The organism is Dongia sp. (assembly GCF_041906375.1).
Lineage (GTDB): Bacteria > Pseudomonadota > Alphaproteobacteria > Dongiales > Dongiaceae > Dongia.
This window is the reverse complement of the sequence record NZ_JAYRJJ010000005.1, coordinates 209,986-229,531: the sequence shown is the minus strand read 5'-3', so window position 1 is coordinate 229,531 and position 19,546 is coordinate 209,986. Positions and strand designations below refer to the sequence as shown.

General features: G+C 62.4%; 19 protein-coding genes and 1 tRNA gene. 17 read left to right on the top strand and 3 right to left on the bottom strand.

Going from position 1 to position 19,546, the window contains the following annotated elements; genetic code table 11:
* The first annotated feature begins 11 nt into the window (after positions 1–11).
* From hscA to ACE3OA_RS16690, 10 genes are all read left to right on the top strand, one after another.
* Positions 12–1,907 carry a Fe-S protein assembly chaperone HscA gene (gene hscA, locus ACE3OA_RS16735; protein WP_374312769.1) on the top strand — a complete coding sequence of 632 codons (1,896 nt, stop codon included), beginning with the start codon at positions 12–14 and terminating at the stop codon, positions 1,905–1,907.
* A gap of 52 nt (positions 1,908–1,959) precedes the next feature.
* Positions 1,960–2,295, top strand: a complete 336-nt coding sequence (locus ACE3OA_RS16730) for a ferredoxin family 2Fe-2S iron-sulfur cluster binding protein (RefSeq protein ID WP_374312767.1) — start codon at positions 1,960–1,962, stop codon at positions 2,293–2,295.
* 17 nt (positions 2,296–2,312) lie between these two features.
* Positions 2,313–2,519 (top strand): Fe-S cluster assembly protein IscX, encoded by a 207-nt coding sequence (iscX, locus tag ACE3OA_RS16725; RefSeq protein WP_374312765.1) that lies wholly within the window; start codon positions 2,313–2,315, stop codon positions 2,517–2,519.
* Between the two features lie 26 nt (positions 2,520–2,545).
* Positions 2,546–3,859: a hypothetical protein gene (locus tag ACE3OA_RS16720; protein WP_374312763.1), complete on the top strand. Its 1,314-nt coding sequence runs from the start codon at positions 2,546–2,548 to the stop codon at positions 3,857–3,859.
* 26 nt (positions 3,860–3,885) lie between these two features.
* Positions 3,886–5,037, top strand: a complete 1,152-nt coding sequence (mnmA, locus tag ACE3OA_RS16715) for a tRNA 2-thiouridine(34) synthase MnmA (RefSeq protein WP_374312761.1) — start codon at positions 3,886–3,888, stop codon at positions 5,035–5,037.
* A 34-nt stretch (positions 5,038–5,071) separates the two neighbouring features.
* The gene (locus ACE3OA_RS16710) at positions 5,072–5,374 is read left to right on the top strand and encodes an SCP2 sterol-binding domain-containing protein (protein ID WP_374312759.1); all 303 of its coding nucleotides are present in this window, start codon (positions 5,072–5,074) and stop codon (positions 5,372–5,374) included.
* A gap of 125 nt (positions 5,375–5,499) precedes the next feature.
* Positions 5,500–5,574 (top strand) — tRNA-Met (locus ACE3OA_RS16705).
* Between the two features lie 401 nt (positions 5,575–5,975).
* On the top strand, positions 5,976–7,223 hold the full coding sequence (locus ACE3OA_RS16700) for a hypothetical protein (RefSeq protein ID WP_374312757.1): 1,248 nt from the start codon (positions 5,976–5,978) through the stop codon (positions 7,221–7,223).
* Between the two features lie 60 nt (positions 7,224–7,283).
* A complete protein-coding gene (locus tag ACE3OA_RS16695) occupies positions 7,284–8,150 on the top strand; it encodes an amino acid ABC transporter substrate-binding protein (RefSeq protein ID WP_374312755.1) in 867 nt (288 codons plus the stop codon).
* A gap of 92 nt (positions 8,151–8,242) precedes the next feature.
* A complete protein-coding gene (locus tag ACE3OA_RS16690; RefSeq protein ID WP_374312752.1) occupies positions 8,243–8,968 on the top strand; it encodes a DUF4410 domain-containing protein in 726 nt (241 codons plus the stop codon).
* A gap of 116 nt (positions 8,969–9,084) precedes the next feature.
* On the opposite strand, the gene ACE3OA_RS16685 is transcribed toward ACE3OA_RS16690, so the two are convergent.
* Complete coding sequence (locus ACE3OA_RS16685; RefSeq protein WP_374312749.1) at positions 9,085–9,483, bottom strand: hypothetical protein; 399 nt, start codon at positions 9,481–9,483, stop codon at positions 9,085–9,087.
* A 372-nt stretch (positions 9,484–9,855) separates the two neighbouring features.
* Here ACE3OA_RS16685 and ACE3OA_RS16680 point away from each other — a divergent pair, with 372 nt between their 5' ends.
* The 3 genes from ACE3OA_RS16680 (at position 9,856) to cysK (ending at position 12,739) form a co-directional block, all read left to right on the top strand.
* Complete coding sequence (locus ACE3OA_RS16680; RefSeq protein ID WP_374312747.1) at positions 9,856–10,704, top strand: alpha/beta fold hydrolase; 849 nt, start codon at positions 9,856–9,858, stop codon at positions 10,702–10,704.
* Positions 10,705–10,767: 63 nt separating this feature from the next.
* A complete protein-coding gene (locus ACE3OA_RS16675) occupies positions 10,768–11,199 on the top strand; it encodes a GFA family protein (RefSeq protein ID WP_374312745.1) in 432 nt (143 codons plus the stop codon).
* A 43-nt stretch (positions 11,200–11,242) separates the two neighbouring features.
* The gene (gene cysK, locus ACE3OA_RS16670) at positions 11,243–12,739 is read left to right on the top strand and encodes a cysteine synthase A (protein WP_374312743.1); all 1,497 of its coding nucleotides are present in this window, start codon (positions 11,243–11,245) and stop codon (positions 12,737–12,739) included.
* Positions 12,740–12,827: 88 nt separating this feature from the next.
* On the opposite strand, the gene ACE3OA_RS16665 is transcribed toward cysK, so the two are convergent.
* A complete protein-coding gene (locus ACE3OA_RS16665) occupies positions 12,828–13,196 on the bottom strand; it encodes a hypothetical protein (RefSeq protein ID WP_374312741.1) in 369 nt (122 codons plus the stop codon).
* 188 nt (positions 13,197–13,384) lie between these two features.
* Here ACE3OA_RS16665 and ACE3OA_RS16660 point away from each other — a divergent pair, with 188 nt between their 5' ends.
* The gene (locus tag ACE3OA_RS16660; protein ID WP_374312739.1) at positions 13,385–14,635 is read left to right on the top strand and encodes an Hsp70 family protein; all 1,251 of its coding nucleotides are present in this window, start codon (positions 13,385–13,387) and stop codon (positions 14,633–14,635) included.
* 11 nt (positions 14,636–14,646) lie between these two features.
* Here ACE3OA_RS16660 and ACE3OA_RS16655 read toward each other — a convergent pair whose 3' ends face one another.
* Entirely contained in the window at positions 14,647–15,390 is a 744-nt protein-coding gene (locus ACE3OA_RS16655; RefSeq protein ID WP_374312738.1) for an SDR family NAD(P)-dependent oxidoreductase, read from the bottom strand.
* A 134-nt stretch (positions 15,391–15,524) separates the two neighbouring features.
* Here ACE3OA_RS16655 and ACE3OA_RS16650 point away from each other — a divergent pair, with 134 nt between their 5' ends.
* From ACE3OA_RS16650 to ACE3OA_RS16640, 3 genes are all read left to right on the top strand, one after another.
* Positions 15,525–16,424: an AraC family transcriptional regulator N-terminal domain-containing protein gene (locus ACE3OA_RS16650; RefSeq protein WP_374312736.1), complete on the top strand. Its 900-nt coding sequence runs from the start codon at positions 15,525–15,527 to the stop codon at positions 16,422–16,424.
* 60 nt (positions 16,425–16,484) lie between these two features.
* Positions 16,485–17,600: a class I SAM-dependent RNA methyltransferase gene (locus ACE3OA_RS16645; RefSeq protein ID WP_374312734.1), complete on the top strand. Its 1,116-nt coding sequence runs from the start codon at positions 16,485–16,487 to the stop codon at positions 17,598–17,600.
* Between the two features lie 173 nt (positions 17,601–17,773).
* On the top strand, positions 17,774–19,156 hold the full coding sequence (locus ACE3OA_RS16640) for an L-serine ammonia-lyase (protein ID WP_374312732.1): 1,383 nt from the start codon (positions 17,774–17,776) through the stop codon (positions 19,154–19,156).
* The last annotated feature ends 390 nt before the right edge of the window (positions 19,157–19,546 follow it).

Below are 19,546 nucleotides of genomic sequence, written 5' to 3'. Positions count from 1 at the left end.
GTGAAATACTGATGCTGCTGCAGATTCACGAACCCGGTGCGACGCCGGAACCACATGCGCTGGAGCGCAGCCAGGCGATTGGCATCGATCTGGGGACCACCAATTCGGTCGTCGCCATGGTGTCGGGCGATCATCCAGAGGTGCTGCGTGACGGTTCCGGCGATGGGCTGGTGCCCTCGGTGGTCGCTTATGCCTATGACGAGCCGATCGTCGGCCGCGCCGCGCTGGCGGAACTGGCGCAGCATCCCGACCTCGTCATCTCCTCGGTCAAGCGCCTGATGGGGCGGGGTGCCGCGGATCTCAAGACCCTCGCTGGCGCGCTGCCTTATGAAATCGCACCCGATGCGGACGGCCAATCCGGCGGCATGGTGCGTCTCAAGGTCGGCGATCGCATTCTGTCGCCGGTCGAGATTTCGGCCGACATCCTGAAGGCGCTCAAAATGCGCGCCGAGATCAGCCTGGGCCACAAGGTCGAGAAGGCGGTCATCACGGTGCCGGCCTATTTCGACGATGCCGCGCGCACGGCCACCAAGGACGCGGCGCGTCTGGCCGGGCTCGAGGTGCTGCGCCTCGTCAATGAACCGACGGCGGCGGCGTTGGCCTATGGCTTGGACAGTGCGGCGGAAGGCATCTATGCCGTCTACGATCTGGGTGGCGGCACGTTCGACATCTCGCTTCTGAAGCTGCAGAAGGGCGTGTTCCAGGTGCTGGCGACCGGCGGCGACGCGCAATTGGGCGGCGACGATTTCGACCATGCGCTGGCGAGCTGGGCCATGCGCCGCACCGGCATCACCGGCCTGACCTCCGGCGAGGCGAAAATTCTGCTGCAGGCCGCGCGCGCCGCCAAGGAGCGCCTCACGACGGCATCGGGTGCGGAACTCAAGGCCAAGGTCGCCGGCCATGATGTGCGCCAGTCGATCGACCGCGGCACGTTTGAAGTTCTCATCGAGCCCTTGATCGGCCGCACCTTGCGTGCCTGCCGCCAGGTGCTGGAAGACGCCAAGCTCTCGCCCGTCGACGTGAAGGGCGTGGTGCTGGTGGGCGGATCGACCCGCGTGCCGCTGGTGCGCGCCTTCGTGGCCGATTTCTTCAAGCAGGAGCCGCTCGCCGACATCGATCCCGATGAGGTCGTGGCCGTCGGCGCCGCCTTGCAGGCGAAGGCGCTGACGCAAGGGTCCGACACCTTGCTGCTTGACGTCATTCCGCTCTCGCTCGGTATCGAGACGATGGGCGGCATCGTCGAACGGGTGATCGAGCGTAACACCCCGATCCCGGTCACCAAGGCGCAGGATTTCACCACCTATCAGGACGGCCAGACCGGTATGCTGATCCATGTTGTGCAGGGCGAGCGGGAAACCGTCGACGCCTGCCGTTCGCTGGGCCGGCTGGAGCTCAAGGGCATTCCGCCGATGGTGGCGGGTGCCGCGCGCATCCGTGTCACCTATGCGGTCGATGCCGACGGGCTGCTCACGGTGAGCGCCGAGGAACGGATGACGGGTGTCAAAGCCGAGATCGCGGTGAAGCCGTCTTACGGCCTCAGCGACGACCAGATGGCCGACATGCTGCGCGACAGCTTGACCTTTGCGCGCGAAGATATGGAAAAGCGCCTGCTGCTCGAATCCCGCGTCGAGGCGGAGCGGGTGCTGCTGGCCTTGAACGCGGCCCTGAAGGCCGACGGCACCCTGCTGGATGCGGCGGAGCGGGCCGACATCGACCGGGTGGCGCAAAAGCTCAAGGATCTGCTGTCTACCGAGGACCGGGTCCAGATCCATGCCGGGATGGAGGAATTGGACCGCGCGACCCATGCTTTTGCGCAAAAACGCATGGATCGGGCCATTCAGGCGGCCTTGAGGGGCCAGCGGCTTGACGAGGTCGAGGCCGGTATGGCAACTGACGGCGCGCAATAAAGGGTTTTTGGGCCGGACCGATGCCGGGGCCCGCGATAGAGAGTGTAAGCAAATGCCGAAGATGACGTTCGTGAAGCAGGATGGGACCCGGGTCGAGTGCGAGGCCCCCTTGGGACTGTCAGTCCTGGAGATCGCCCACCGCAACAGCATCGACCTGGAAGGCGCCTGCGAAGGGTCGCTGGCCTGTTCGACCTGCCATGTCGTCATCGACCCGGAATGGTATGACGTCCTCGCCGAAGCCAGCGAAGACGAGGAAGACATGCTCGACCTCGCCTTCGGCCTGACGCACACCTCGCGCCTGGGTTGCCAGATCAAGATGACGGAAGAGCTGGACGGCCTCGTCGTCAGCCTGCCCTCGGCCACGCGCAACATGCAGGTCGACAAGTAGGAGAGAGCGGCCCCGCCATGGCGAAGAAGCTGCGCTGGACCGATATCCACGACATCGCCATCGAACTCGATGAGCGGCATCCGGATGTCGACGTCGTCAATCTGCGCTTCACCGATCTGTGGAAATGGGTCCAGGAACTGCCCGATTTCGAAGACGACCCGCAGAAGAGCAACGAGAAGATCCTCGAAGCCATCCAGATGGCCTGGCTCGACGAGCGCGATTGAAACCATCTTCCAGCGAGCGCCCCGACATGAGTAGCAATGCCGGCCTCGCCCGACTTCTGGCCAAACCCTGGATCGATCCCCTGTGCCTGTGGGGCATGGGCTGGCTGTTGCCGGCAGCGCGTTGCTGGGCGGCAGCTGGGGCAGGCGACGTCGATGCCTTTGCCGAGACGCTGAATCTGCATGCCGTTCCCGCCGGCATCGCCGCGCGCGTGCGGCAGACGGCGGAACTGGGACGCCTGTCGGCGCAGGCGCAGGCGCAGTGGATCGATGCAGCCTTCGGCCATGGACGCGATCTTTATGCCGCCGAGCGGGCGCGGCGCGAGGCGGCGCATAACTTCCTCGGTCACCGCTTCAACTACATCTGGTTCGCGCGCCGGGCGCGCGTGCCGGCGGTGCGGGTCGACGTGCCGCTGCCGCCGGAGTTGGACATCGCCATCGCTGGCCAGAGCCCGGATGCGTTCTTCGCGCTGCCCGCGCAATTACCTGCGGTCGAGCGCAGTCATGTGATCGAGCATGCGGATGTGCGCGAATACTGGCTGCGCTTCCCATCGCCCGACGATCCCACTGATCTCTGCTGGGTGCATGTCTATGAGGGGCGGCAGGAGAAGGTGCCGAGCCTTATCTACGGCCATGGTTTCGCCATGGAGATGGAGATGATGCGCGGCGATCTGCGCGGGTATCGCAGCCTTGCCGCCCATGGCTGCCGCATCCTGCTGCCGGATGCACCGGGCCATAACAGGCGCACCGTGCCCGGCCTCTATGGCGGCGAGAGCTTCATGCGCCGGCCGCCGCTCTCCGGCCTGCTGCATTTCCGCCAGGCGGCACGGGAGCTTGGCACCATCATCCATTGGTGCCGGCAGAACGGCAGCACGCAGGTGGGCCTCAGCGGCACCAGCCTGGGGGCGCTGACGGCCCAGGTGCTGGCCGAGCGCATGGGCAGCTGGGACGAGGCATCGCGACCCGACAAGCTGATGCTGCTCACCACCACCGACCGGGTGAGTGCGCTCACCTTCAATTCCTCGCTGGCCACCATCACCGGGCTCGACAAGGCCGCCAAGCTCGCTGGCTGGGGCGAGGCGGAGATTGCCGCCATGGGCCGCTTTACTGACAGCGCGGGCGAGGCCCCGATCGACCCCGCCGGGATCGTGCTGCTGATCGGCACCAGGGACAATGTGACACCCTATGACGGCGGCCGGCGGTTGGCCGAAAACTGGCGGATTCCTGCGGAAAACCTGTTCGTGCGGGAGCAGGGGCATTTCTCCGCCGCGATAGGATTGGAAGCGGACCCGGCCCCCTTTATCCGCACGATAGGGCTGCTAAAGGGGCATTTTGGCGCCTGAAGCGGCCGGTGATATAAGCTCGCCCCATGAACTCACTCGGCTTTGATAAGGCACCCGCCGATACCCGCGTTGTCGTCGCCATGTCCGGCGGCGTCGATAGCTCCGTCGTCGCAGCACTCCTCAAGGAGCAGGGCTATGACGTGGTCGGTGTGACGCTGCAGCTCTATGACCATGGCGTGGCCCTGGCGCGCAAAGGCGCCTGCTGCGCGGGGCAGGATATCTATGATGCGAGGCAAGTGGCCGAGCGGCTCGACTTCCCGCATTACGTCCTCGATTACGAGAGCAAGTTTTCGGACGCGGTGATGCAGGAATTTGCCGACTCCTACCTCAAGGGCGAGACGCCGATCCCCTGCGTGCGCTGCAATCAGCGTGTGAAATTCCGCGATCTCTTGACCCAGGCGCGCGACCTCGGCGGCGACTGCCTGGCGACCGGCCATTATGTGCGCCGGGTGATGACGACGCGCGGGGCCGAGCTGCATCGAGGGTCCGACCCAACGCGCGACCAGAGTTATTTCCTGTTCGCAACCACGCAGGCGCAGCTGGATTATCTGCGCTTTCCGCTGGGCGATATTCCCAAGACAGAGACGCGGGCGCTGGCCCAGCACTTCGGCCTCGAAGTCGCCAACAAGCCGGACAGCCAGGACATCTGCTTCGTGCCCAACGGCAATTATGTGAGTGTCGTGGAGCGGCTGCGCCCGGGCGCCGTCGATCCCGGCGAGATCGTGCATGTCGACGGGCGCGTGCTGGGGCACCATCAGGGCATCGTGCATTACACGATCGGCCAGCGTCGCGGCATCGGCGTCAACGAGAAGGGCACCAATAACGAGCCGCTTTATGTCGTGCGGCTCGATGCGGGCGCCAAGCAAGTGATCGTCGGCCCGAAGGCCGCGCTCGCGCGCGACCATGTCACCCTGCGCGAGATGAACTGGCTGGGCCGGCCCGGCGAAACGATGACCGACGTCCCCGTCGCGGTGAAGCTGCGCTCGATGAGCGAAGCCGCCCCGGCGCGCCTCACCGTCGGCACGGATGGCGCGGCGGAGATCACCCTCGAGGCGCCGCAATTCGGCATCGCTCCCGGCCAGGCGGCCGTCGCCTATCAGGGCGACCGGCTGGTGGGCGGTGGCTGGATTGCCGCCACGGCCTCTCTCGGGCAGAATGAGGCCAGCGCGACCGAGTAGGGGATACCGCGCGGGTCCTGGGGGAGGGTGTCGGATGGACGCGGAAAGCCTGATCGCCGAAATGCGCCAGAGAGCCGGGCAGAACCTCAAGCTCGGCTACAAGGTGAAGTTCGTGGTGGATGACGAGATCATCTTCTGGGACGGCACCGAACACCCGCCGGTCATCGACGGGACGGACCATGGCGACGCCAATACGACCATTACCATCACGGCCGAAAACCTCGCCAAACTGATGGCCGGCAAGCTCGACCCGACGCTCGGCTACATGACCGGCAAGCTGAAGGTCGAAGGCAGCATGGGGGTGGCCCTGAAACTGACCGCCATGTTCGCTGACTGAAGCCGAATCCGGCTTTTATCCCAAGGGCTTGCGTAATCCTTGACAGTGGGGGCAGCCCCCCTATATACGCTTCCCCGACCGGCCGGGCGCCAACGCCCCAGACCGGCCTCGCTTGCAAAGCGTGTGGCACCGTAGCTCAGCGGTAGAGCAGGGGAATCATAATCCCTTGGTCGGCGGTTCAAATCCGTCCGGTGCTACCATTTCCCCCCACGGATCACCATCGGCCCGTTTCTTGTCGCTGCTTAGTTCCGCGATGAAACCGTCGACATGGGCGTAGAACGCTACTGTAAACTACTCCTCAGCAGCGGCGATCGCACGCAAACTGAACGTGCAAGCAACGACCGCGCCGGTGTGGTCGCCGCTTAAGCGTTGCGATCATGCCGGGGATTCGCCTGCAGGGCGCTAATGGAACTCTCATTGTGAAGCTGGCTAGGACATGCGACCCAGCGCGGTTCAGCCTTGAAGCCGTTGCCGGAAGTTCGCCGCCGTCTTCTCGATGCCCGTTCATACCCCGGCGGGTCTATGCATAAACTCATAGTTGGTCTCGGTAGAAAAGCCTACTCAAAGTTTGACGCCCATTCGCCTTGGGAAGGGGACCTCAATGTCAAAGCACCGTTTCGAACAAATCGTCATTTGTTTGGCCATGGCGATGTTCATGATAAGCCCCGCGGCGGCAGACGGATATGAAGTAGGCACGAATGTGACCGCGAGCCAGGTTCTGCCCGCCGATGTTCTTTCCGGCCCCCATTACCGTATTGGCGATAAAGTCGTCAGCGACGGATTTCTGTACCGCTACACCGTCGAATCCGATTACGGCACGTTCAGGCCGATTGGCACTTATGCGCTGCAAAAAATTCTGACAGAGATCCAAGTCATTACGGCTCTCAAAGACATTAGTCGCACCGAGGCGTTTGCCGATGCCGTCCTTCATGCAGCGAAGTCGCCGCTACGCTTTGGCGAAAGCATGATCACGGATCCGGTCGATACCATCACCGGAATCCCGCGCGGCCTCTTTGCCATTTTCGAGAATGTTGCCGAGAGCGTGACCACTGATGCCAATCCAAGCGAAGATGGCAGGATGAAGCAGGCGTTGATGGTGTCGTCCTGGAAGCGCGAGTACTGCGCCGATATGGGATGCGACGTCTATTCCAGCAACAAGACGCTGCAGGAAGAACTCAACCGAATCGGTTGGGCGGCGGCGATTGGCGGCCTTACGGTCTCCGGCGCCACGACTGTTGCCTCGGGTGGTGCGGTGATGGCCTTCAGCCTGGTCCGTACCTCTGATCAGCTCAATGAGGCATTGCGTTCCGAGCCCCCCTCGCGCCTACGGATTGAAAACGAAAAGAAACTGGCGGAACTTGGCATCAACGACGAAATCGCGCAGCGCTTCCTGGATGACCCGGCTTTCACACCTCGTCAGGCCACATTAATTGTCGCAGCGCTTCATGACATGAAGGGTGTGAAGGGCCTGGACCGTTTTCTGGAATTGTCCATCCGTGCGCAGGACGAAGTGGGTGCCAATTTCTACCAGAACACCGCAGAAATACTGCGCGGCTATCATACCAAGAACGCGCGCTTGGTGGAACTCATCCCGGTCCTGGGTGTCGCATCGGCGAGTGCAACGAATGGGCGTGTGGTGCTTGCAGTAGCCTGGGACAACGGGGTCTACGATTCTGCGATCGCCAAGCGCATCGATTATGGCCGTGCGCAGTTCGAGAAGGCCGGCTTCAAGAAGGGTATCGACATCTGGACGACAGGGACGGCCAGTCCGCGTCTCAAGGAAGAACTGGCCAAACGGAATTTCACATTGACTGAAAACATTGAACGCAAGGTGCCCATTACGCAGTGAGGCGGAGCCAAGCGCAATTCGCTGTCCAAGAACAACGCGCGGCCACACAGGGAGCCAGATATGAGTCGTTTGACGCACCTCGTCGGATTGATCACGCTACTACAAACCACGCTTCTTGTTTCACTGACCACACCGTCCTTCGCCGATACTCTCGGCAGTATTAAGGAGTCGAAGGTGCTGCGCTTGGCAGTCCGCGAAGACGCGCCGCCATTCTCCTCCAAGAATGCCGACGGCAGGTATGTCGGATATTCTGTGGCGCTTTGCCAGGCGATAGCTAATGCCTTGAAGAAGCAATTGAGCATCGCCGATTTGAAGATCGAGTACGTTCCTGTTACGGCAAGCGACCGGTTCGACATAATGACCGGGCATAAAGCCGATATCTTGTGTGAAGCTACGTCTGCAACCCTGACACGGCGCGAGGCAATCGATTTCTCCATTCCCACCTTCGTGAGTGGCACTGGTCTGGTCATCCGCGAAGGCGGGCCAATGGATATGAAGAGTCTGACCGGTAAGAAGTTGGGGGTACTGGGCGGCACGACAGCTGAAGAGGCGCTCCGCCGGACTTTGAAAGACCAGAAGATCAGCGCGACCATCGTGCCGGCCGTTTCGCATGAAGAGGGGATGTCGGCATTGGAAAAGCAGGAAGTGGAAGCGTACTTCGCCGATCGCACGATCTTGCAATATTGGTTGGCGACAAGGAATTCTCCGCAAAAGTTTTTGCTTGCAGAAGAATACCTGACGATTGAACCCTACGCTCTTGGTCTGCCAGGAAATGATCCGACCTTCAGATTGGCCGTCGACCGGGAACTCAGTCGAATGTATCGGTCCGGCGGGGTCATCAAGCTATTTCGAGGTGCGTTTGGGGAAAAGGCCAAGCCCACCAACTTGCTTAAAGCGCTCTACACAATCTCAGGTCTGCCTGAGTAATGGATTTGCCTCCTGTTTCGGCAGCGCGGCGACATGTGCGGGAGAAAGCGCGATCATCACCAGTCCGGATGATGTTTCAAAGGAGCACGATCATGCGCCGCGTTCTTGTCAGTCTTTGCCTGGGAATGCTGGTCGGTACCCTCGCCGCATGCGGTTCGGATACTGATTCGGAAATTACGAACAAGATGTCGAAGAAAGACCGGGAATCGCTTCCACAACCGACGCAGATTCTCGTTTACGATTTCGCCGTCTCACCTGGCGAGGTTTCCGCAGATAGCGCTGTGGCGGGACGGCTCCAAGGCGCGGGTGATGATCCGAACAGTAACGCTGCCCGCTCATCGCTGGAGCATCAGATCGCCGCAATCGTGGCCGAGAAACTGGTTGAAGAACTTCGGGATCTGGGTCTACCGGCGAGACGCTGGAATGGTCCTGCGACTGCAGGCGCAGGCGTCTATACAATCGAAGGGCAGTTCGTCACGCTCGACGAAGGCAATGCCGCAATGCGCCTGATCATCGGCTTTGGCGTGGGCGGGACTGAGATGGAGACCCTTGTCCAAGCTTATGCCGCCGAGCCAACCGGCAAGCGACTGCTGGCAGAAGCAACGGTCAGTTCGGAGAGTTCCAATATGCCGGGCCTTGCGGCGACGTTGCCGGCTGGTGCGGCCATCTCCGGTATCGGCGTCGCGACTGCGATAAGCACCGGTGTTGGCGTTATTCGGGAGATCAACACCGATGTTCGCGAAGGCGCCGAAGAAACCGCCGAGGCGATCGTGGAGTTGATGGAGCCGCGCTTTGAAAAGCTCGGTTGGATTGATTAATGGTTTTTGGGCAGGAGCGGGGTACTTGTCACTCTGTCCGATGCGTGGCCCGGCCGGTCTTCAAGGCAATGATATTTCGCTGATACTCAGGCCATTGTAATCGCTTGATCGGCGGTTCAAATCCGTCCGGTGCTACCATTTCTCTTTGCAACTGCGGCCCCCTTTTTTATCTGCCCGGCTAATTTCCTAATTCGACGCATCTCAGTCGAGAGCTTAGCTTTGCCGAATACTGGAGCGTGCCAGTAGGCTTCGGTGTTTTGCGCAAACCAATCGGCATTTCTGGCAGTCTTCAATGCTGCCAACGGCTTCATGTCCATCTGATATCGATAGAGGAGTGCGATTAACTCTCTCAGATCAGTGGCACTAGGCGGGCGTTTCAAACGAATGTGAAGGTCAGTCAACTGACCACTGACACTCTCTACACATGAGATCGATTGAAGCCAGTGAAAGAATGAACCCTCGTCACGAGGTGAGAAGTAAGTGGGGCCGGTCACTATCAGTAATTTTCCGCCCATGATTCCCGCTTCCTATTCGAGAGAATTTAGTACCAAAGCCTCTAGCAAGGCGTGTAACGGCTACATTCCGGCTGTAGCGGCGTCAAGTCATTCGGCTCGTCTTGGCTGTCGGGACGCATGCCTCGGCACATTGTCCACCTTCTGTCACCCGCGTACGAAGCACATGATTTTCCGAGCGAAAATCGCACCGTCATAACCACTTGATCGGTGCCTCAAACGGGCCCCTTTCCCTATATCTGCCCGCGATCCGCCCAAAGCGCCTCCCTTGCCAAAAATAGGGAGGACTCCCGATGTGCCCCATAGGCCGTCCGCTTAATTTGCCGCCCGGATGCCGGAGGAGAGGGCATCCGCGAAATTTGGCGGAGAGTGGCGATGGTGGCGAGTTATGCCATTGATAGAATTGAGGGTACGGGGCCGGCTGCGGCCACGGTCATTGCCTTGCCGTGCTCGGGTGCCGGCGGGGCTATGTGGCAGGCTTTGCGCGCTGCGTTAGGTGGCGATTTTAACCTGCTGACACCGGAGTTTTATGGCGCGGCAAGCGGCCCGGTCTGGCCAGGCGCGCGCGCCTTCACCTTGGAGGATGAGGCGGCACCGATCGTCGGGCTGATCGATGCAGCCGAGGAGGCCGTTCATCTGGTCGGCCATTCCTACGGTGCCGCCGTCGCTTTGCAGGTGGCGCTGGCGCGGTCCGAGCGGGTTGCGGGTTTGACACTCTTTGAGCCCGCCGCCTTCCAGCTGTTGCAGCCGATTGACGGCATTGAATATGCCGAGATCACCGCGCTCGCGCGCGATGTCGAGGCGACGCTCGCCCGCGGTGACGCGCGTGGGGCGATGCGGCGCTTCGTGAACTATTGGGGCGGTGCCGGCGCCTGGGACCAGATGACGGAAGAGGCGCAACGCGCCCTGATGCGCTGGGCGCCTAAGGCGCCACTCGATTTCCGCGCCCTGCTGGGCCGGCCGGTGCGGGCCTCGCGCTATGAAGATCTCGGGATGCCGTGCCGGATTATTTCCGGCGACCGCTCACCCGATCCGGTGCGTGAGATCGCCGGCATCCTCTGTGAACTGATGCCGCGTTGCTCGCTCCAGAAGATGGCCGGTGTCGGCCACATGGCGCCGTTCACGCATGGCGTCGAGGCGGCGGATCTCATCGCCGACCATGTCCGATCGCTTCGTCCGCGGGCGACGCCCGATGTCGCGCGATTGGTGCGGGCAGGGCGCTGATCGGCACAACGGAAATTCAAGACGCGCTTAGACAACATCAACAACCAAATGAGGAATGAAACCATGACCAACTCTGTTCAATCCGGGAAATGTTTTTGCGGTTCGGTGGAGATCGAGGTAACGGGCGAGCCCGCGGCGATGGGGTACTGCCATTGCGCCTCGTGCCGCGAATGGTCGGCCTCGCCGGTCAACGCCTTCACGCTGTGGCAGCCGGCCTCGGTCAAGGTGACCAAGGGCGACAAGCAGCTCGCCAGCTACAACAAGACCCCGGGCAGCACGCGGAAGTTCTGCACCAAATGCGGTGGCCATGTGATGACCGATCATCCGGGCCTCGGCCTTGTCGACGTCTTCTCGGCCATGCTGCCCAATCTCGCGTTCAAGCCGGGCGTGCATGTGAATTACGGCGAGACCGTTCTGCGCATGAAGGACGGCCTGCCCAAGCTGAAGGATTTCCCGAAGGAATTCGGCGGATCGGGAGACATGGTCGCTGAATAAGCGGCGCGTGACATCGCCGGCCTCGTTGCGGAAGGGAACTGACATGGGTGGGAAGTACCAGAACATCACCGAGACCATCGGCCGGACGCCGGTCGTGAGGCTGTCGCGCCTCGCGCTGGTGGGGGTCGAGATCTTCGTCAAGGTAGAGGCCTTCAACCCGATGGGTTCGGTCAAGGACAGGTTCGCTTTGGCCGCCATCGAGGATGCGGAGCGGAAAGGCCTGCTGAAACCCGGCCAGACGGTGATCGAGGCCACCAGCGGCAATACCGGCATCAGCCTCGCCATGGTCTGCGCGCAGCGGGGCTATCCCTTTGTTGCGGTGATGGCGGAGAATTTCAGCGTCGAGCGTCGGAAGCTGATGCGCTTCCTCGGCGCGAAGGTGGTGCTGACGCCGGCCGCCGAGCGCGGCAGCGGCATGCTGGCCAAGGCCGTGGAACTCGCCGCCACCCATGGCTGGTTCCTGACCCGGCAGTTCGACAACGAAGCGAATGCGGAAATGCACTCGCGGACGACGGCGCAGGAGATCCTTGCCGATTTCGCGGGCGAGCGGCTGGATTTCTGGGTCACCGGCTATGGCACCGGCGGCACACTGAAGGGTGTTGCCCGCACCCTGAAGCAGGCGCGCCCGGAGACCCGGATCGTCGTCGCGGAACCGGACAATTCGCCCTTGCTGGGTAGCGGAATCCGCTCGCAGCGGAACGCCGACGGCAGCGAGGCCGGGGCGCATCCCGCCTTCCGGCCGCATCTCATGCAAGGGTGGACGCCGGATTTCATCAGCCAGCTGGTCGAGGACGCGGTCGATCTCAACCTCATCGACGAGGTCGTGGGGGTCGCCGGCAATGATGCGCTGAAGACGGCCCAGGACCTTGCGCGGCTTGAGGGCATCTTTGCCGGAACGACGGCCGGGGCGACCTTGGCCGGTGCCATTACCGTGGCACGGCGGGCACCAAAGGGCAGCCGGATCCTCTGCATGCTGCCCGATACCGGCGAGCGTTATCTCAGCACGCCGCTCTTTGCCGATGTTCCGGTCGACATGACGGACGAAGAAAAGGCGATTTCACGTTCGACCCCGTTCGCCCGGTTCGACAATGCCGGTGGCACCCCGCCGAAACCGGCCACGGCGCCGGTCGAGCCGCCACCGGTCACGCCGGAAGCAGCGGCCTTCGTTGCGGCGGCACTGCAGGACCCGGCCAATCCCGTGGTGATGTTCGCGCTGGAATGGTGCGAATTCTGCTGGTCGGTGCGCAAGATGTTCAAGCATCACAGCATTCCCTACCGCTCGATCGATCTCGATTCCGTGGCCTACCAGAAAGACGATTGGGGCGGGAAGATCCGTGTGGCACTGAATGCCCAGACCGGCATGCGGACGATTCCGCAGATCTTCATCCGGGGCCAGCATATCGGCGGCTGCACCGACCTGTTCGACGGCTGGAAAGCCGGCCGCCTGCAGGGCCAGATGAAAGCGGCCGGCGTCGCTTTCGGCGGCGACATGGTCGATCCCTATGGCTTCCTGCCGACCTGGCTGCATGCCAGGGGGTGATTGTTGGGCGAAATAGACGGAGTAACAGCCGTCGGCGATCTGGTGGGTTCGTCGTCAGGACGGCGCATAGTCAATGTGCGCGGCGTCATCACTGCGCGCCGAACCTTTGCTCACAAAGACCCACGGCGCGCTTGGCTTTGTCGAGGAAGGGGGCCTCGCCGATGGCTTCCATCATCTCGCTTTCGCTGAGGTCGCTGAACTGTGGCAATTCCTTCAGGATGGAATCAGCGGCGCAATCGCAGACCTTATAGAGCTTGGCCCTTGCACTGTTGTCGACCAGGTAGCCGGCAGCGGTGGCAGTATTTTCGGCGCTGGCGACGCATTGGTGGATGAAGCGTCCTCTGTATTCGGTGGAACTGGCCAGTTTCAACATATCTGCCTTGTCTTGTTCCCTAATCATAAACCCGATCGCTGCCAACACGATCAGCCCACTCACCGCCCAAATTCCCCAATCCATCTAGGTCCTCTATTCCGTTCAAGAAGAGGAGAGCAGCTTATAATAGCAAAAAGCAAATATCAATATATGGATGGTTGTTGCTAAAGTCTTTGATTACCCTGGTCAAGCCGGCAGACCGGCTTTATTAAGGCGCCCAACATAAAGGGAAAAAATGGCGCATCTAGCGTGCGCCAGCTGAGAGTTCGGTCATGACACATTTCTGCGGTCTCGATTTCGGCACGTCGAATTCGACGTTGGGCCTGAGTTCCGGCAATGGTGTTGCACTCTGCCCGCTGGAGGGCGAGAGCGTCACGCTGCCCAGCGCCATCTTCTTCGATTACGAAGATCACAAGGTGCGCTTCGGGCGCGATGGCATCGGCGCCTATATCGAGGGGACGGAAGGCCGGCTGATGCGGGCGCTGAAAAGCGTCCTCGGCTCGAGCCTCATCGACGACACGACGCTGGTCCAGCGCAAGCGCGTGGCGATGCGCGACGTCATCGGCATGTTCATGCGGCATCTGAAGGCCCAGGCCGAGCGCAAGCAGGGTCATGATATCGACCACGTGGTGTTAGGGCGCCCGGTGCGTTTCGTCGACGATGATGATATGGCGGACCGGCGCGCGGAAGCGGAACTGATCGGCATCGCCAAGGCGCAGGGTTTTCGTCATGTCGAAATGCAGTTCGAGCCGGTGGCAGCGGCGCTTGCCTATGAACAGTCTTTGACCCGGGAAGAACTGGCGCTGATCGTCGATCTGGGCGGCGGCACGTCGGATTTTGCCGTGGCACGCCTGTCCCCGGAAAGATCTCTACAGCATGACCGGTCGGCCGACATTCTGGGTCGCAGCGGCGTTCATATCGGCGGTACCGATTTCGACCGGCGCCTCAGCATCCATCACGTCATGCCGCATCTCGGCTATGATGCGCTGATCGGGCCGAAGAAGCTGCCGATGCCGAGTCATCTCTATCACGACCTCGCCACCTGGCATCGGATACCGACACTCTACACGCCGCAGAATATCAATTACCTGCGCTCGATCCTCTCCCAACTCGACCGGCCGGATCTGGTCGAACGCTTGATCAAGGTGTTTGCCGAGCGCAAGGGCCACCGCATCGCCGCCGAAGTGGAAGCCGCCAAGATTGCCCTCTCGGAACAGGCTGAAGTGGTCTTGCACATTCCGCTCGATCCGGAGGTGGAGACGGTCCTGCATCAGGGCGACCTCGACCATGCGGTCTATGACGATGCGGTGCGGATTGTGCACGCCATCGATTTGTGCCTGGGGGCGGCGGGGGTAGGGCGGGCCGATATCCAATCGGTGTTCCTGACCGGCGGCTCGACGGCGGTGCCGGAAATCCGACGCCAGGTCCTTGGCCATCTGCCGAACGCGGCGCCGGTTTCCGGCGACATGTTCGGCAGCGTCGGGCTGGGCCTGGCCATGGATGCGGCCCGCAAATTCGCCTAAGCGAATGCGCGTCAGATGAAGTAACCGCCGGCGACTTCGATCGACTGGGCGTTGATCCAACGATTGTCATCCGAGAGAAGCCTGGCGATGACGCCGCCAACTTCGTCCGGTTCGCCGATGCGCCCCAATGCGGTCTGCGAGGCCAGCAACTTTTCGAATTCTCCGCTAAGTCCGCCGCCGAGATCGGTTCGGATCGCGCCGGGAGAAACGGCGTTGGCGCGGATGCGGCGCTCACCGAATTCCTTGGCCATGTAGCGCGTCAGCACCTCAAGCCCGCCTTTGAACGCCGCGTAAGGAGCGACGCCGGCCGTGGCGACGCGCGTCGTCGCACTGGTGAGGTTCACGATCTGGCCGCCGTCCGCCATCAGGGGCAACAGGGCCTGGGTGAGGAAGAAGGGGCCTTTCAGATGCACGTTGCAGAGGCCGTCAAATTCCGCCTCCGTCACCGTGGCGATCGGGTTGAAGCGCCCATAGCCGGCATTGTTCATCAGGAAGTCGAAGGTTGACCGTGCCCAGGTCTTCTGCATTTCCGCGCGGACGGCCTGTGCGAAGATCGGAAATGTCGCCGTGGCCGTAACGTCGAGCTTGAGGGCGACGGCTTTGCCGCCTTGGGAAGCAATATTGTTCACGACCTCAGCAGCGGCCTGCGGATGGTTGTTGTAGGTGATGATGACACCCATGCCGGCCTCGGCACATTTCCGGGCCGTGCTGGCGCCGATGCCGCGGCTGCCGCCGGTGATGATGACGATTTTCATGGCTTCTCCTGTGCGTGACATGAGCCGAGGTGATAGGGCGAACAGGTTCGCCGCCGCGCGCCCGATCCTCCCTGAAACTTGCCTATTTCTGCTTTTGACTTGTGCGGGGGAGGTTGCTCTGGCAATGCTCCGGCATGGACGAACAGCTGCAAGAACTGCGGAAGCTGGCGGCGCGGGCCGAGAACCGGAAGACCGAGACGGGTATCCCGCGCGTCGCCATGGTCCAGGGCGCCATCCCGGCGCACCGGCTTGCCGCCATCTATGATCCCATGGTCAATCTGATCCTGACCGGCGGCAAGACGATGACGGTGGGCGAGCGGACGTTCCACTACGATCCGGCGACCTATTTCGTGATGTCGGTCGACCTGCCGGCCATCGGGTCCGTTCACCCGGCTGCCAGCGGCGAACCCTATCTGGCGGTCAGCCTGACGCTGGAGCCGGCGATCGTCGCCAGCCTGCTTGCGGACCTGCCCAAACCTGCCGGCGGCGGGCTTTATGAGTTGGGCTTCTCGGTGGCCCCGGCCACGGAGGAATTGCTCGATGCCTGGGTGCGCATGATGCGCCTGATGGACCGGCCCGCAGAGGTCGCGGCGCTGGCACCAGCCTATGAACGGGAGATCCTGTTCCGTGTGCTGCAGGGTCCGCATGGCTGGATGCTGCGGGACATCGCGACGCCCGGCACGGCACTCTCGCGCATCAGCGCTACTATTCACTGGATCCGGCGGCATTTCGACAAACCGCTGCGGGTGGAGGCGCTGGCGGAGATGGCGGCATTGAGCGTTTCCGCCTTCCACCGGCATTTCAAGGCGGTGACGGCGCTCAGTCCGCTGCAATACCAGAAGCGCATCCGGCTCCTGCAGGCACGCGCGCAGCTGCTGGCGGGGGCGGGGAATGCGACGACCGTCGCCTTTGCGGTCGGCTATGAAAGCCCAACCCAGTTCAGCCGGGAATATGCGCGCCTCTTCGGCCTGCCGCCCTCGAAGGACGTGGCGCGCATCGCCCGGAACCTGCGGGTGGGGTCGCCAAGGGCGTAGGATCCTGGCCCTTTCCAGAAACTTGTCGAAGTCCAGGGGCCCAGGCGATATACACACGGCATGACTAAAGACAGCGATTTCGAGATCTTCCTGGTGGCCGCACCCGGCTTCGAATCCGTGCTTTGCGCAGAGGCGCTGGAGAAGGGTTTCGTCGACCCGAAGGAAGCGACGGGCGGGGTCACGATCCAAGGCGGTTGGCCGGAGGTATGGCGGGCCAATCTGAAGCTGCGCGGCGCCAGCAGCGTCTTCGCGCGCATTGGCGCATTCCCTGTCTTCCATCTGGCGCAACTCGACAAGCGGGCGCGAAAGATGGCCTGGGGCTCGGTCCTGCGCAAAGACGTGCCGTTCCGTGTCGAGGCCAGCTGCAAACATTCGAAGATCTATCATTCGGGGGCGGCGAAGCAGCGCGTCGAGACGGCAATCGTGGAAACGCTGGGTGCGCCGATATCTGCCGAGGCGGAGGTCTGCGTGAAGGTGCGGATCGAGGACGATCTCTGTACCATCAGCATCGATACGTCCGGTGAATCGCTGCACAAGCGCGGCCACAAGGAAGCTGTCAACAAGGCACCCATGCGCGAGACGCTGGCGTCGCTCTTCCTGCGTCAATGCGGCTTCGACGGTACCGAGCCGGTGCTGGACCCGATGTGCGGGTCCGGCACGTTCGTCATCGAGGCGGCTGAAATCGCGGCGCATCTTGACCCCGGCCGGTCGCGAAGCTTTGCCTTCGAGAAGCTCGCGGGTTTCGACGCGGCGGCATCGGCGAAGATGCGTGGCGGCAGCGTCGGCAGCAAGCCGGCGGTCAAATTCTATGGCTGCGACCGGGATGCCGGTGCCATCACCATGAGCCGCGCCAATGCCGAGCGAGCGGGTGTCACCGAATTTACCTCGTTCCGCCATTGCGCCATGAGTGCAGCGACCGCGCCGAACGGGCCGCCGGGCCTGGTCATCGTCAATCCACCCTATGGCCAACGCCTTGGCGACAAGAAGCGGCTCTATCAGCTCTATGGCGCGCTCGGCCAGACGATGCGGTCACGCTTTGCCGGTTGGCGCGTGGCGGTGGTGACGAACGACATGTCGCTCGCCAAAGCCTGCGGCCTGCCGTTCGGGCCACCGCAGGGGCCGGTTTCCCATGGCGGACAGCGCGTGTCGCTGTACCTGACCGACCGTTTGCCGTGAGCGCTTCGCGAACTCTGCCGGGTGGGGCTGGGGAGGCGCGGGATGGTTGGCGCTGACCAGTTGGCGTCGCTCGGGCGCTTGCGCTAGCATGGTCGGCAGGCGACGAATACCGTGGGGACGGTTACCGAGGTACAACCCTCGGGGCAGCCGAAAAAAGAAACCGAGATCACCAGATGTTCCTGAGCGTCTTCGATATTTTCAAGATCGGCATCGGGCCGTCTTCGTCCCATACGATGGGGCCGATGACCGCGGCGGTGCGCTTCCTCGAACAATTGCGCGGCCAGCCGGCGACGCCTGCCAGGTTGCGCGTGACGCTGCATGGGTCGCTGGCTTTCACCGGCAAGGGCCATGCAACGGACCGCGCTGTCGCGTTAGGGCTCATCGGCTATACGCCGGCCGGGATCGTGCCGGGCGAGGCGGAGCAGCGCCTGGCTGATTTGCAGGCGGAGATGGTGGTACGGCCCACCGGGCTGCCGGCCCTGAGCTTCAACCCGGCAAGCGACATCGTGTTCGATTATGGACCTTCGCTGCCCGGGCATTCCAACGGCCTTATCTTCGAGGCCTTCGATGCCGCCGGCAAGTCGGTCCTGCGCGAGGTCTATTACTCGATCGGCGGTGGCTTCGTCGTCACCGAGGCGGAGCTAGCCAATCCGACCACAGTCGACAGTAGCGCCCAATCGGTAATGCGGCCCTATCCCTTTGATTCGGCGGCGGCGATGCTGGAGATGGCGCGCGCTAGCGGCAAATCCATCGCCGTGATGAAGCGCGAAAACGAACTGAAGACGATGTCTTCTGCGGAACTCGACAGCGGCATCGGTCAGATCTGGCAGACGATGAACGGCTGCATCGAGCGCGGCCTGTCGCAGCAGGGTGAACTCCCCGGTGGGCTTCACGTGAAGCGCCGCGCCATGTCCATTCGCGGACAATTGGAGAAGGAGAAGGGCACCAACCGGGCCCAGCCGCATGTGACGTCAGACTGGCTCAGCGTCTATGCCATGGCGGTGAATGAGGAGAATGCGGCCGGGGGAAAGGTCGTGACCGCGCCGACCAATGGCGCCGCCGGCGTCGTGCCTGCCGTCATTCGCTACTACCTCGATCATTGCTTCGGTGCCGATCCGGCGCGGGTTTCTGAGTTCCTGCTGACGGCCGCGGCGATCGGCGGCCTGATCAAGCACAATGCCTCGATCTCCGGCGCCGAAGCGGGATGCCAGGGCGAAGTCGGCTCCGCTGCCGCAATGGCGGCAGCCGGTCTCTGTGCCGTGCTGGGCGGATCGCCGGAGCAAGTGGAGAACGCGGCAGAGATCGCGCTGGAGCATCATCTGGGCATGACTTGCGATCCGGCGGCGGGCCTGGTGCAGGTCCCCTGTATCGAACGCAACGGCATTGGCGCGATCAAGGCAGTGGCGGCAGCGTCGTTGGCCTTGCGCGGCGACGGTTCGCATTTCATGCCGCTCGACAATTGCATCGAGGCAATGCGCCAGACCGGCGTCGAGATGAGTGCCAAATTCAAGGAAACGAGTCTCGGCGGCCTCGCGGTCAATCTGCCGGAATGCTGAAAAGAAAGAGCCGGACAAACCTGGTGGGACTGTCCGGCCAAGTGAGGCTTGGTTCTGGGAGGCCGGATCCCGCTGCGGAGGAAAACAGGTCCGGGTGTGCGACCGACGTGTCGTTCTGATGAACAGAGTGACTGTCTAGCCATCTTCATATGACTGCAATGTCGAGCAAGTCGCAATCGAGGCTTCCTTGTGATCCATAGAGATTTTCTGCGGCCTCGGCGGCATTAGAATTTCTGTGCAGCGCGCCAGTTAAGCTCGTTTGTCGATATCTCGACGCCTCCCCTAACATCATCTGGCGGCAGGGATTCGCGGCACATGGCTGGTGCGGGGGAGAAGTTCCCTCTCATACCCGAAACAGCATGGACCTAGATGAGGAACCGCAGGGCGACG